This is a genomic window from Parvimonas micra (assembly GCF_021300775.1).
Classification (GTDB): Bacteria; Bacillota; Clostridia; order Tissierellales; family Peptoniphilaceae; genus Parvimonas.
In genome coordinates this window covers 147846-161901 of record NZ_JAJTJP010000002.1, presented here as the reverse complement: position 1 = coordinate 161901, position 14056 = coordinate 147846, and the positions used below count along the sequence as shown (strand labels likewise).

Below are 14056 nucleotides of genomic sequence, written 5' to 3'. Positions count from 1 at the left end.
AACACCTCCTAGACAAACATCTTATCAAGTAATAAAGATTTAATATTTTTTAATTTTTCTAACTTAGCTTTGTTTAAGTCTATAAGTTTATCCAGTTTAGAAAAATATTCTCCTATGGCCTTTTGCTCTTCATAATCCTGAGAAACATATACTTCCAATTCTTTGAAATCGGGGTATTTTAAATTCCAATTATCTGAAGTGATTCCCTTTGAATGCATTTGGAACATGTGTATAATATCTGTCTTTTTAAATAAGTACGAAAAACATTTAGCATCAATTGCTTCATTAGCTCTAAGAACAGTATAGGCTGGACTCACTATGCCTTCAAAAGGTGAGTAACCACTCGCACCTTGCCACATTCTCATAGAGTTGTAGACAATATCTCCTACATAAACCTTTTTATATTTAGTCTTATTTTCATTAGAATTATTTATTCTGTCTAATTCAGAAAATTTCTTAATTCCACTATTAATCGTCACTGATAAAAGTTCACCATCAGGAAAACTCTCTATTCTTTCTGAAAAACAATCTCCTAACCTTCTCTTTTCCCATGCTCCACTAAAACCTTCAAATCTCATTTCGGGAATAGTCTCTCCTTCTTTTGGAAAAAGTTTATAAAGCATCGATTTTTTTAAATCGAGTAACTTTTCATACTTACTCTGATGAAGGGTGATAAGGTGGTCAAGGGCGGAGAAAAAGGATCCTACAAGTTCTTGTTCCCTCTCTTGTGGAACTAGAAGTTCTAGCTTTTCTAATACAGACTGACTTATATTTTTATTAGCACTATTTGTTGCCTGTGCCATTATCTGATTTCTTATTGTAGGAATTGAAAAGACATATCTCTTAAAATCATTATTTATTCCGCGTTCATCTCTAAATCTAATGATAAACCCGGAATATGTTGTATTCTTAAGATTTTTTGGAACAACAGCCGCTTCTCCAACTCCTTCAAGTTTTACTGATGAACGAACAAATAGAACATCTCCTTTCTTTAGATTATAGTCATGAATTTGGCTATCAGATGCTTCGGCAAGTTCTAGATTATTAACATCAATCATATTTTTCCCAAAAATATTTTGTAAATTTACAAAAGGAAACCCATGCCCCATTGCATCTTTAGAAAAGTTCATACCATTTTTTAACGAACCAACCTCTCCCAACTTACATTGTTCCCAAGAATCATTAAATCCTTCAAATCTTATTTTCGGTACATTATTATTTTTATTCATTTTATACCTCCAATAATTTTTGAAGTTCTTTTATTCCTGCTAAATCTTTTTCATTGCCCATTAGTTTATCAGACATGGAAATAAATTCTTCTTGAGTTTTATTTAAATTTTCTTCTATTTCAATAAATGTTTTTGCATACTTTTTATGCATAACTCTTATTTTTTCTTCAAGCGTAGCCAGAACATTTTGTCCCAATTCATCTAAACTAATTACAAGAGGAGCTATCCATTTTTTATAAAGCAATTCTAGAGATTTATCTTCGTCTAAGCTTTCTATTAAATCTTTTGTTTTTATATGGAGTTCTTCATTTTTGTTTTTTAGATTTGATTTTAATAAAGACTCTTCTTCGATTAATAAGACCACTCTTTGTAATTTACTTTCTAATGAGTCTTCTTCAAATTTAAAGGTCTGTTGAATTTTAGTTACTCTTTTATTTATTTCAGTCTTTGTGTAATTTCCACTTGCTCCTTTTTCCATCGTATTCCAATCAATACTAGCATTGTCTTCAATATATTTCTGTTTTTCCGCCTTTTTTGACAATTCAAGATATCCATTTAAAATCTTGATTTCTTCGGTTTCTATATCATCACAGGCTTCCTTCATATATTTTTTGGCTTCAGCATTCACAAAAGCACTATTATCCTCTTTTACATATTCTGCATTTTTTTCATCTTCTTCAAGAGAATCGATTATTTCTCCATATTCAGAAATTATTTCAGCAAGCCTGCTTTCTATTGATTTAATTTCATCTACTTCATCTTTTAATAGATTCTCTTGAACCAATTCAAAAGGTAATATTCTACCTCTCCATCCTTCTTGAATTTCAGGAACTTCTTCATCATCTTCCTTCTTCTTTTTTACGACCATATTAGGATCCACTAAATTGATGATTTCAAAGCCCTCATCTAGAATCATTTCGAGGTCAGCTTCTATAGTATTCCAGTTATTTGCAAATATTTGATATGCCTTATACTTTTCTACTAATTTTATTGTTTCTAATCTTTCAAAGATGTTTTTTACAATTTTTTCTCGTTCTTCTGCTATTTCAACATCTAAAATCCCATCTATCAAATCTTCTTTAAGATTTTCTTCAAAACCATTAAACGCTTCTTTGTATTTTTTGATATATTCATGAGATGATTTATGACCTTGTATTATATGATTTAACTCTTCAATATTTAAATCAAAGTATTCCCCATCTTTTGTTCTAAAAATTTCATCATCTAATCCTTTTAGTTCCTCCCAATAATCACTTAATTCCATTATTTCAGACTTTGGAATACCTCCAAACATGGTTGCATATAAGTCATATTTTTCTACAGGTTCTGAAGAATCAACATAACGAGGAATATTAAGATTGTATTCATTTTTTCTTATTTCATCTTTCGTAACTACCCTAGAATATTTTTCAATACTAATCCTATCTCTTATAGTGTCAGTTATTTTCCTTATATCACAATCTCTTAGCTTGTTACTCTTTCCTGATTTTTCAAATCCTTTTGATGCATCAATTATTAAAACATCATTATTCTCTTTGTTATGTTTTAAAACCATAATTATTGTAGGAATTCCTGTTCCAAAAAATACATTAGCAGGAAGCCCTATAATTGTATCTATTTTGTTTTTTTCTATCAGATTTTTTCTTATTTCACCTTCAGCATTTCCTCTAAATAATACTCCATGAGGTAATACAATTGTCATAATACCATCTGGTTTTAAATGATATAAATCATGGAGTAAGAATGCATAATCAGCCTTTCCTCTTGGCGCTACACCATAAAATTTATACCTTGGGTCATGCTCTTTGTTTTTAGGTGACCATTTTTGAGAATATGGTGGATTTGAAACAACTGCATCTACTTTTAAAAGATTGTAAGTACTGTCTTTTCTATCATCTTCAAAAAATGGCCAATCATCTTCTAATGTATCTCCATTTCTTACATTGATATTAGCTGGTTTAATATCTCTCATAACTAAATTCATACGAGTTAAGTTATAAGTATTTTCTTTTAACTCTTGAGCATAATAATCTATTTTATTATCACTATCTAAATATCTGCACATTGCTTTCCCAATATTAATTAGCAAAGAACCACTTCCAGATGTTGGATCATAAATTTGAATTTTATCCCTATCTTTTAACTCCTCAGCAATTATCTCTGACATTAAAACAGAAACCTCATGCGGAGTATAAAATTCGCCCGCTTTCTTTCCTGCATTAGCTGCAAACATAGAAATAAGGTATTCATATACAAAGCCCAATATATCATAGTCTTGACTTCCGTCCATAGGAATTCTTTTTATTAAATTTAGTAGTGACCTAGCTGCTTTAGTTTGTTTCGCAGCATTCTCACCCAACTTAGAAAGACCGCTGCTTAAAGTCTTAAATATATTTTCAAATACCTTTTTGTATACACTATCGATGTTTCGATCAAAGGCAGATAAAGCATCTCTCACATCGGCAATTTCAAAATCTCCACCTTTAGATAACCACGTTGAATATAAATCTTTATAGGCGATAAAATACCCTAAATTTTTCCTTACAAATTCTACATATTTTTCATCAGCTTCAGTTATTTTCTCTATATCACCTTGAGATAATCCCTGATTCTTAAAGAACCTCAATTCTTTATCCGATAGATACTTATAAAAAATAAATCCTAAAATAAAATCTTTATATTCACTTGCCTCTATTTTTGAACGCATCTGATTCGCGGACTCCCAAATCGTAGATGCTAACTGTTGTTTATCCATATTTAAATATCTCCTTAACTATATATCTTTTAAATCTGTACCTAACTCTAAAAGCTTATTGTATTTATCAATAGAAATAATTACTGCGATTGACTTCCCGTGTTTCAGTACCAACGCCGTTTCATCTTCCTCAGAAATGTGTCTGATTATCTTTGACGCTTGTCCTCTATTAAATTCCGCTATGTTATATAAAGTTTTTTCCTTTATAGGCTCTTTATTCTTTCTCAAAAGGGACACCTCTCTTTCTCCTATTTTCACACTTATATTATATCATAATATAATTATTATTACAATATTTTTTTATATTGTAATAGTAATTATTTTTATAATTATATTATATATGATAATTACCTTATTATCAGCATTAGTGCGAATTTATAAATCTTTATAAATCATAAAAAAGAAGACTTATTTATAGCCACAAATAACATTTACCTATGGCACTAAAATAAGCCTATAATATCGACATTTAATTTACTTTGTGAGTGCAATGAGTTTACTTTAATACATCACTATATATTTTGCTTTCTCTGCTCCAAAAACCTAAAATAAACTCTGACCGCATACTTCACATTTGACTTTACATCATCATCCAACCTCTTATACTTTGACTTAGTTTCAAGTTTCTCAATATACCTTTCACAATCACTTATCTTACAAATGCTATGAGCAAGTCTAGTTCTTTTTCTAATGCTTTTCTGAGTCGATTCAGATAGACCACTTTCTTCTTTTAGCCATTTAACAAACTCATCAAAATGCTCCGGTTCTGGTCTTATGCTTTTATTTCCATAGTTATGTGAATTATCTTGTCTTACACCTTTTACTCTTGTTTTTCCAGTTCCAAATATATGGCCTTTTGCTTTGCTACTATCAATAAATAAAAAGGTAGCATCATGGCTTTTTTTAACCTTGATGCTATCAATTATATTCTCTAGTATTTGATAATTCCCTATAAAATCAACACTCATTTCCTTTATTATCTTATTTATCTTTCTGCTTGTAATACCAGTAATCTTGCTGACATAAGTAATTATATCTTTTCTAGCTGAAAGAACTTCAAGTGCAGCAACATTTATAGCTTGATGAACATTATCATCATAGGGGTGTCTCATTACACATTTATTGTTTTTGCTGTATTTGTTTCTACATCTCCAAGCCCATCTACCACCATCCAAATCCGGATGAATTTTAAAGCGACCAAAGTACTCACCACACTTAGCACAGATAATTTTATCCCCTAAATGAAAAACTCTTATTGTTACATTGTTACTCATTGTTCTTTGAACATAGTCGTGGATTCTCTTAGGAATAATTGCTTGATGGTCATTTTCTACATAGTACATTGGAAGTTCACCTTCATTCTTTTTCTTCTTTTTAGTCATGAAATCCACAGTAAAAGATTTCTGTAATAGAGCATCCCCTTTGTATTTTTCATTGGTTAATATTGATTTTATATTTTGATGATTCCAACTATCAGTTCCTCCCGGAGACTTAATGTTATAAAATTCACGCGTATTTTTTATCTCACTAAATGTAAATCCTAAAATAAACAGAGAATAAATATATTCAACTATTCTAGCTTCTTTCTCATTGACAACAAGTTCTCCATTTTCTCCCCTGTCATATCCTAAAAATCTTTCAAATGGAATTGTCACTTTACCATCAGCAAATTTTTTTCGCTGTCCCCATGTACAGTTTTCTGAAATAGACCTAGATTCCTCTTGAGCAAAACTGGACATGAGAGTTAAAATAAACTCGCTCTTGCTATCTAAAGTATGAATGTTTTCCTTCTGAAAAAATACGCCTATTCCTTCCCTCTTCAGTTTTCTAATTGTGCTGATGGTATCTACAGTATTTCTTACGAATCGGCTTATTGATTTTGTGACGATTAAATCTACATTCCCATCAAGTGCCTCTTTCACGAGATTATTAAAACCATCTCTATTCTTTTTACTAAATCCAGAAATTCCATCGTCATAATATAGCTCAATATACTCCAATTCCAGATTGTTTTGAATATATTTCAAAAAGTAATCTTTCTGTGCTTCTAAGCTGTTATGTTGTTCATCTTTTTCTATCGTCACTCCGGCATTAGTGTTGGCGGATCATATTTCTCTTTTACCTCGGTACTTGCGTCTATCCACTTTTCTTCATCTATTAATTCTCTGAAATACAAATAGTCCAGTAACAATTTACAAAGGCTGTAATCCATCCCATCTTTTATTATTTGTTTTACTTCTCTCACTTCAATGACCTCCCTGGCTAATATACATCACTCTTTAAGCCAGATAAGTCAAGCTATATCAAGACACACCCCCTTTTATTTTATTGACACCCTCGCAACACAAATTGACACACCTAAAATAAAAAAATCTAGCCTTCTAATGAGCTAGAACAACGATTATTTTTATTCGATTTTTGCTTTTTCTTAAAGGCTTTATTTTAAGCACTTTGAATAATATAAAGTGTAGGTTTTTGTATCATTTTGGAGAAAATCATATCAATATATATATAATATCTATCGCTTCTTTATGAGTATAGTTCAATACCGATAATGAATGAAAGTTTTCTCCTTCAATCAAAATATTATCTTACCCACCATTATCAATTTTTTTGCTTTCTTCTTCTTTTAAAACTGGTATTAGTTTATTACAATCAACAATCACTTGTTCAGGCACTTTTTCAGCATCCCATACTAATCCATACTTACCACTATGTTCTTCATTTAAATTATTTATATATTCAATAAGTTCTTTTTTAGACATATTTTCAAAATTCATAACTACTCCTCCAAGTCATTAATTTATATTAGTATTTTTTCTCTTAATATTTAAAATATTTGTAATTGTTTATATCAATTTTGGTAATTAAGTTTTGTCAATTACAGTATCATATATCAGTTTAATAAATCCATCACATTGGATATATTTTATCATTTTATAGCGATATATTCAACAAATCCTATAAAGTCTCACTAATATTTTTGTCAATTTTAAATTATATGTAAATTTCATATAAATTACTAATTAAAAAATCTATTCTTGTAATTAAAAACATAAAATTAGTTAACAAAAAAACTCCACCATTTTGGTGGAGTTTTTTTGTGTCTATTTATTCAACAAGTCCGGTTTAAATGTCGGAACCATATCTTTTAAGATGTCTGTAATCTCTTTTTTATCTAGAGTGTTTTTAACTTTTTCAAGTCTTTCAAGTCCATCTTTTAGGGCTTCTACATTATGAACTATCGGTTTTTCTATAAATATTTTTTCGTAGTCAGTTGCAACTGAATTTTCCATATTTAATAGTAATTCTTCATAAAGTTTTTCGCCAGGTCTAAGTCCTGTAATCTTTATGTCAATATCTTTATAAGGTTCATAACCTGAAAGTCTGATAAGGTTCTTTGCCAAGTCAAGAATTTTAACTGGCTCACCCATATCAAGTATAAAGATTTCTCCCCCTTTAGCTATTGCTCCTGCTTGTAATACAAGTTGGCAAGCTTCAGGAATAGTCATAAAGTATCTTATTATGTCTTCGTGAGTAACTGTAACAGGTCCACCTTCTTTAATTTGATTTATGAAAAGTGGAATTACAGAGCCATTTGAGCCCAAAACATTTCCAAATCTAACTGCAACAAATTCTGTTTTAGATTTTTCATTATATGTTTGAACTAACATTTCGCAAATTCTCTTTGTAGTTCCCATTACAGATGTCGGATTTACAGCCTTATCTGTTGAAATTAAAACGAATCTTGAAACATTATTTTTATCACAAGCTCTTATAACATTTAATGTTCCAAAAACATTGTTTTTAATTGCAGAAGTTGAGCTATTTTCCATAAGTGGAACATGTTTGTGAGCAGCTGCGTGGAAAACTACATCTGGTTTATATTTTCCAAATATAATATCCATTCTTTCAGCATCTCTAATTGATTCTATTTCTACAACTAGGTCTAAGTCCTTGTAATGTCTTACAAGCTCCATTTGAATTTCATAAGCATTATTTTCATAGATGTCTAAAATTATCAATTTCTTTGGATTAAATTTCGCTATTTGTCTACAAAGCTCGGAGCCGATTGAACCTCCTCCACCTGTTACTAATACAGTTTTATCTTTTAAGAAACCATTTAGCACTTCTTGGTCTAACTTAACTTCATCACGTCCAAGTAAATCTCCAATTTCAACATCTCTTAAATCTCTAATATTTAATTTTTGATCATCTATTAATTCATACATTCCAGGTATAATTTTTATCTTCATAGAAAGTTTTGAGCATATATCTGAAATGTCTTTTTGAATTTCTCTATTTGCTGATGGCATTGCTAAAATAACTTCATCTATTCTGTAATTACTTATGGCAGAAATTATCTTTTCTTTTCCACCAACTACAGGAATACCAAGTATTTCAGTTCCCATTTTGTTTTTATCATCGTCAATAAAGGCTACAACTTTATATCCTAATTCCTTATGTTTTTTAAGTTCATTAAGAACTAAAACTCCAGCATCTCCAGCTCCTATGATTAAAACTCTTTTAAGTCTATCCACAGGAATTGAAAAAACTAAATTTTTTCTAGCTTTTGAAAGATATCTTGTGCCTGTAACAAAAAATACATCTATTACAAATACAAGTGCCATAACACTTCTAGGAAATCCTACGCTCATTGAGATTAAAAATCCAGCTGTTAGAACATTTGCAACAACTATTGCCATAAATATTCTAAACAACTCTTTAAAATCAGCATATCTCCACATTATTCTATATAGACCAAACAGAGCAAATACTACAATTTTAGTTAAAACTATAGGAATTATCCATTTCATATACATTTCCCAGTAACGTGTAGGAATTTGCCAATCAAATTTTAATAAAAATCCCAAATAGTAACAAAGATTTATAACAATAATATCTAATATTACTAAAAATATTTTTCTGGTCATTATTATTCTCCCATTTTAAAATCTGAAGAAACTAAATCTTTCAAGTACTCTTTTATAGAATCTCTATTTGCTTCATCTTTCAAGCCATATTCAATACTTGCAATCAGAACTCCAACTTTATTTCCAACGTCATAAGTTTTTCCGTCAAATTTATAGCCTAATAAATCTCCCTTTAAAGTCAATTCATTTAATGAGTCTGTAAATTGTATTTCTCCATTTTTACCCGCTTTTTGATTTTCAAGAATATCAAATATTTCATTTTTCACAATGTATCTCCCAACCATTGCTAAATTTGAATTTGTTTCATCAATATTAGGTTTTTCAATAAGTCTTGTAGAGTCAAAAACATTTTTTTCTATCTCTTTACCTTCTAAAATTCCATAATTTCGTCTTTTTTCATCAGGTACATATTCAACTCCTACAACTGTCTTTTCGTATTTATTATAGATATCTACAAGTTCTTTTGAACAAGAACTATCTTTGCAATCAATAATCACATCGCCTAAAACAACACAGAAGTCTTCTCCATTTACAGCTTCCTTTGCACAAAGAATAGCATGACCTAATCCTTTTTGTTCTTTTTGAATTATAAAACTAATCTTACATTTTAATATTTTTTCCAAAGCTTTAATATCTTTTTCCAAAACATTACCTGAATTTTTAACTCTTGAATCAATTTCAGAATTAAAATGCTTGTCAATTGTAAAATAATCTTCATTTACAATAAGAATTACTTCATCAATCCCAGCTTCCACAACTTCTTCAATTACATATTGTAAAGTAGGTTTATCAAAAATCGGCAACATTGCCTTTGGAACACCCTTAGTTGCAGGAAACATTCTTGTTGCAAGTCCAGCAGTTGGAATAACGACTTTTTTTATCTTCATAATTACACCAATGCCTTTAAATTTTCAATTATATAATCAACTTGTTCATCTGTTAATAAAGTATGAAGTGGCAAAGTGATTTGTGACTTATAATTATTATAAGCATTTGGATAATCTTTAATATCAAAACCTAAATTTTTATAAGCTGTATGCATTGGTAATGGCTTATAGTGAACATTTGTCGCAATTCCTTTTTCAGCCATTTTTACAATGATTTCATTTCTTTCTTCTTCACTTGCACCTTCAATATTTACAATATAAAGATGACAGCAAGATTTTTTATCCTCTTCAAAATGAACAAAAGGCTTTACTCTTGTTCCTTCAAATCCCTTATTATATCTTTCTACAATTTCAAAACGTCTTTTCAAAAGATCAGGATATCTCTTTAATTGAGCTAGACCGATTCCAGAAGCAATATCAGTTAAATTGCATTTGAAATTTGGAGCAACAATATCATATTCCCAAGAACCAAGTTGCGTTTTTGAAAGAGCATCCTTTGATTGTCCGTGTAAAGATAAAAGTTGAAATTCTTTGTAAATTTCATCATCATCTAAACCTAAAGCTCTATTCCAAGTAACTGAGCCTCCCTCAGCTACAGTAAAGTTTTTAACTGCATGGAAAGAGAAACAAGTAAAGTCTGCAACGCTTCCACTTGGTTTACCCTTATATTCAGCTCCAAGTGAATGAGCAGCATCAGCCATAACTACAACTCTACCTATTTTTTCTTGTAATTTATTATTTGGTTTAAATAATGATTTTTTTCTTTCTACAATTTCAAAAATTTCATCATATTTGCAAGGCTTTCCTGCTAAATCAACAGGAATAATTACCTTTGTCTTTTCTGTGATGGCATTTTCTAAAGCTTCTAAGTCCATAAACTTATCTTCTTTATTAGTATCAACTAAGATAATTTTTGCACCAACATGGTCAATAACACTCGCAGATGCAGAATAAGTATATGCACAAGTAATAACTTCATCTCCAGCTCCAACTCCAAGCACTCTCAAAGTAAGCTCCATAGCTGCAGTTGCAGAATTTAAACAAACAGTCTTATCTGTATTTGTAAAAACAGAAAGCTCTTGTTCTAATCTTTTTGTCTTTGGGCCAGTTGTTATCCAACCTGATTTTAAAGTATCAACCACTTCATCAATCTCTAATTGAGTAATATCTGGCGGAGAAAATTCTATTCTCATATAATCACTATCCTATCTATTATTATTATTGTTGTTACTATTATTTTCGTTTTTCTTATCTGCATCAGTTGTTACATCAGCGCTTTCATCAGTTTTTTCTAAATCTGCATTCTTTCTTTTATCAATAACAGCGCCTTTTCCTGATTTAATATTATTAATTAAAGATTCCTTATCTGCTTCATCAACAATAATATACTCAACACTTTCAACTTTTTCTTGGTTCTTATTATTGTCAATAACTACTTTTCCAGTATGGAAACTTTGACAACCAACAAAAGAAAGGCAAACTAAACAAATTGGTAATAAATTTTTCTTTTTCATAATGAACTCCTATTCGCTATCCTTTTCAACAACAGGTTTCATAGTTGGGAAAAGTAAAACATCTCTTATTGTATCTTGATTAGTTAAGTACATAATAAGTCTATCAACACCAATTCCCATACCACCAGTTGGAGGAAGACCAATTTCAAGCGCATTGATGAAATCATAATCCATCATTTGAGCTTCTTCATCTCCATTTTCTCTAGCTTCAACTTGTTTTAAAAATCTTTGTTTTTGATCAATAGCATCATTTAATTCACTAAACGCATTTGCGATTTCTCCACAATTAACAAAAGCTTCAAATCTTTGAGTATATCTCTTGTCCTTAGGATCTCTCTTAGCAAGTGGACTGATTTCAACAGGATGCTTAGTAACAAAAGTAGGTTGAACCATATATTCTTCACAGAACTCTTCAAAGAATAGAGAAATAATTTCTCCTCTTGTAGTATTTTCTTTAACTTCAATTTTCTTTTCAATAGCAATCTTTCTTGCTTCTTCATCAGTTAAAATAGTTTCAAAGTCAACTCCTGCATATTCCTTAACAGCATCAACCATTGAAATTCTTCTCCAAGGTGGTTTAAAGTCTATAACTTTACCTTGTAATTCTATTTCTGCTTTTCCAATAACTTCCATGCAAACAGTATAAACCATTTCTTCACAAAGAGTCATCATTTCTTCATAATCAACATAAGCTTGATATAATTCAATTGCAGTATATTCAGGGTTATGAAGTTTATCCATACCTTCATTTCTGAACATTCTTCCCATTTCATAAACTTTATCAAAACCACCAACGATTAATCTCTTTAAATATAATTCATTAGCAATTCTTAAATACATATCAATATCTAAAGTATTATGATGAGTGATAAAAGGTCTAGCATTAGCTCCACCAGCAATTGTATTTAAAATTGGAGTTTCAACTTCTAAAAATCCTCTACTATCAAGATATTTTCTAATAGCAGAAATAATTTTACTTCTCATTACAAAAACATCTTTAATTTCTGGATTTACAATTAAGTCAACATATCTTTGTCTATATCTTAAATCAACATCTTTTAAACCATGGAATTTTTCTGGTAAAAGTTGTAAAGATTTTGTAAGTAAAACAACCTTTGAACTTCTAATTGAGATTTCTCCAGCATGAGTTGTGAAAACTTCACCTTCAACACCAACAATATCTCCTAAATCCAAAGTTTTAACTTCTTCATAACTTTCACCTAAAACATCAAGCTTATTAAAAAGTTGAATTCTTCCAGAAAAGTCTTGTAAGTCCATGAAACAAACTTTTCCATGTCCTCTCTTAGTCATAATACGACCAGCAAGTCTTACAACTTTTCCTTCGTAATTATCATAATTATCTTTAATTTCTTTTGAGTAAATTGCACCTTCAAATTTTTCAATTTCATGCGGATCTTTACCAGCATCTACCAAGTCTTGTAACTTTTGTCTTCTAACTAAGAGCATTTCATTTAAATTTTGTTCTTCCACAATATCACTCCTTAATTTCTCTTAATACTGTCTATTTTGTATTCAACAACATTGCCATTTGGTAATTGTACTTGAACTTTAGTGCCTTTTTTCTTACCTAAAATAGCTCTACCAACAGGAGATTCATTTGAAATCTTTCCTTCAAGAGGATTACTTTCAGCAGAACCAACAATTGTATATTCTATTTTTTTCTTAGTTGCAACTTGAACTAGAGTAACAGTAGCTCCTACATTAACAGTTTTAGTATCAAGTTCAACTTCATCAATAATCTTTGCATTAGCAATCATATTATCAAGTTTAATGATTTTTTCTTCTATTTGAGCTTGTTCATTCTTAGCTTCATCATATTCAGAGTTTTCAGAAAGGTCTCCAAAATCTCTTGCAATCTTTATTTTCTCTGCTATTTCTTTTCTCTTAACAGTTTTTAATTCTTCTAATTCTAATTCTAATTTTTTTAAGCCTTCGGCTGTTAAAAATATTTCTTTTTCGTCCATAGTATCTCTCCTTAAAAATTTACATTACTATTCGTATAATTATACTAAATACAGATAAAAAAGTCAATGTAACAATGGTATTTGCATATAAACAAGCACAATAAATATTATTTATAATTATTTAGAAAAATACTTGACTAAAGCAAAATAAAATGCTATGATATAGTTGAAATTATAGTAGAGTGTTACTATAATAAATATTATACTTTATTATAATTTCATAAATATTTATTTGCTAGGAGGAGTGTTATGACTAAGCTAAAAAAATTTATATGTTTATTGTTAGTTTCTTTTATGTTGTGTTCATGTGGTTCTTCTGCTGCACTAAAAAAACTGGAAAACAAAGTTTTTGATGGTGAAAAAGGAGGCCAGATAGTAATCATCAAGGAGGAATCAAAAGCTCCTAGACTGATGTTTCAAGGACCAAGTCCGATAAATCCGAATTCAACACCTGAACAAATTGAAAAAGATAGAGATAAATACGAAAAAAGTATTCCAAAAGAATATACTGATGTAAAAATCGAAGAAAAAGATGGCAAAAAGTATATTGTTGCAAAAGATTTTAAATACAAATTAGTAATTGTAGATGACAATACTATTCTTGATGAAGAAGACAATATGAATTACAGATGCCTTGCAGATTTATACAAAGTTGATAATAAAAAATAAGAATTGACTAAACTCCACTTTCGTGGAGTTTTTTATTTCTTTCAGAAATACTATTGCTTGTAAACAGGCAATAGTTGAGATCT

Annotated in this window: 13 protein-coding genes; 1 reads left to right on the top strand and 12 read right to left on the bottom strand. The window is 29.8% G+C overall.

Features of this window, described 5'->3' with window-relative positions:
* Positions 1-8: 8 nt before the first annotated feature.
* From LW893_RS04005 to greA, 12 genes are all read right to left on the bottom strand, one after another.
* A complete protein-coding gene (locus LW893_RS04005; protein WP_233055938.1) occupies positions 9-1229 on the bottom strand; it encodes a restriction endonuclease subunit S in 1221 nt (406 codons plus the stop codon).
* Between the two features lies 1 nt (position 1230).
* Positions 1231-3984 (bottom strand): type I restriction-modification system subunit M, encoded by a 2754-nt coding sequence (locus LW893_RS04000; protein ID WP_233055937.1) that lies wholly within the window; start codon positions 3982-3984, stop codon positions 1231-1233.
* A gap of 18 nt (positions 3985-4002) precedes the next feature.
* A complete protein-coding gene (locus tag LW893_RS03995) occupies positions 4003-4212 on the bottom strand; it encodes a type II toxin-antitoxin system Phd/YefM family antitoxin (RefSeq protein WP_233055936.1) in 210 nt (69 codons plus the stop codon).
* A gap of 284 nt (positions 4213-4496) precedes the next feature.
* Positions 4497-6068, bottom strand: a complete 1572-nt coding sequence (locus tag LW893_RS07175) for a recombinase family protein (RefSeq protein WP_233055935.1) — start codon at positions 6066-6068, stop codon at positions 4497-4499.
* The gene (locus LW893_RS03985) at positions 6065-6229 is read right to left on the bottom strand and encodes a hypothetical protein (protein WP_233055934.1); all 165 of its coding nucleotides are present in this window, start codon (positions 6227-6229) and stop codon (positions 6065-6067) included. Before LW893_RS03985 ends, LW893_RS07175 begins: the two co-directional genes overlap by 4 nt.
* A gap of 346 nt (positions 6230-6575) precedes the next feature.
* On the bottom strand, positions 6576-6764 hold the full coding sequence (locus tag LW893_RS03980; RefSeq protein ID WP_233055933.1) for a hypothetical protein: 189 nt from the start codon (positions 6762-6764) through the stop codon (positions 6576-6578).
* A 327-nt stretch (positions 6765-7091) separates the two neighbouring features.
* Positions 7092-8918 (bottom strand): polysaccharide biosynthesis protein, encoded by a 1827-nt coding sequence (locus tag LW893_RS03975; RefSeq protein WP_233055932.1) that lies wholly within the window; start codon positions 8916-8918, stop codon positions 7092-7094.
* A 2-nt stretch (positions 8919-8920) separates the two neighbouring features.
* Positions 8921-9805, bottom strand: coding sequence for a UTP--glucose-1-phosphate uridylyltransferase (locus tag LW893_RS03970; RefSeq protein ID WP_233055931.1), 885 nt, complete (start codon positions 9803-9805; stop codon positions 8921-8923).
* 2 nt (positions 9806-9807) lie between these two features.
* Positions 9808-10998 (bottom strand): DegT/DnrJ/EryC1/StrS family aminotransferase, encoded by a 1191-nt coding sequence (locus LW893_RS03965; protein ID WP_233055930.1) that lies wholly within the window; start codon positions 10996-10998, stop codon positions 9808-9810.
* 12 nt (positions 10999-11010) lie between these two features.
* Entirely contained in the window at positions 11011-11319 is a 309-nt protein-coding gene (locus tag LW893_RS03960) for a hypothetical protein (RefSeq protein ID WP_233055929.1), read from the bottom strand.
* Between the two features lie 9 nt (positions 11320-11328).
* Entirely contained in the window at positions 11329-12786 is a 1458-nt protein-coding gene (gene lysS / locus LW893_RS03955; RefSeq protein ID WP_233056247.1) for a lysine--tRNA ligase, read from the bottom strand.
* A gap of 35 nt (positions 12787-12821) precedes the next feature.
* Positions 12822-13304 carry a transcription elongation factor GreA gene (greA, locus tag LW893_RS03950; protein WP_233055928.1) on the bottom strand — a complete coding sequence of 161 codons (483 nt, stop codon included), beginning with the start codon at positions 13302-13304 and terminating at the stop codon, positions 12822-12824.
* A gap of 249 nt (positions 13305-13553) precedes the next feature.
* Here greA and LW893_RS03945 point away from each other — a divergent pair, with 249 nt between their 5' ends.
* Positions 13554-13973, top strand: a complete 420-nt coding sequence (locus LW893_RS03945; RefSeq protein WP_233055927.1) for a hypothetical protein — start codon at positions 13554-13556, stop codon at positions 13971-13973.
* The last annotated feature ends 83 nt before the right edge of the window (positions 13974-14056 follow it).

Coding starts and splice junctions, on each gene's coding strand:
- LW893_RS04005 (WP_233055938.1), bottom strand. CDS start 1,229: ATGAATAAAAATAATAATGTACCGAAAATAAGATTTGAAGGATTTAAT.
- LW893_RS04000 (WP_233055937.1), bottom strand. CDS start 3,984: ATGGATAAACAACAGTTAGCATCTACGATTTGGGAGTCCGCGAATCAG.
- LW893_RS03980 (WP_233055933.1), bottom strand. CDS start 6,764: ATGAATTTTGAAAATATGTCTAAAAAAGAACTTATTGAATATATAAAT.
- LW893_RS03975 (WP_233055932.1), bottom strand. CDS start 8,918: ATGACCAGAAAAATATTTTTAGTAATATTAGATATTATTGTTATAAAT.
- LW893_RS03970 (WP_233055931.1), bottom strand. CDS start 9,805: ATGAAGATAAAAAAAGTCGTTATTCCAACTGCTGGACTTGCAACAAGA.
- LW893_RS03965 (WP_233055930.1), bottom strand. CDS start 10,998: ATGAGAATAGAATTTTCTCCGCCAGATATTACTCAATTAGAGATTGAT.
- LW893_RS03960 (WP_233055929.1), bottom strand. CDS start 11,319: ATGAAAAAGAAAAATTTATTACCAATTTGTTTAGTTTGCCTTTCTTTT.
- lysS (WP_233056247.1), bottom strand. CDS start 12,786: ATGCTCTTAGTTAGAAGACAAAAGTTACAAGACTTGGTAGATGCTGGT.
- greA (WP_233055928.1), bottom strand. CDS start 13,304: ATGGACGAAAAAGAAATATTTTTAACAGCCGAAGGCTTAAAAAAATTA.
- LW893_RS03945 (WP_233055927.1), top strand. CDS start 13,554: ATGACTAAGCTAAAAAAATTTATATGTTTATTGTTAGTTTCTTTTATG.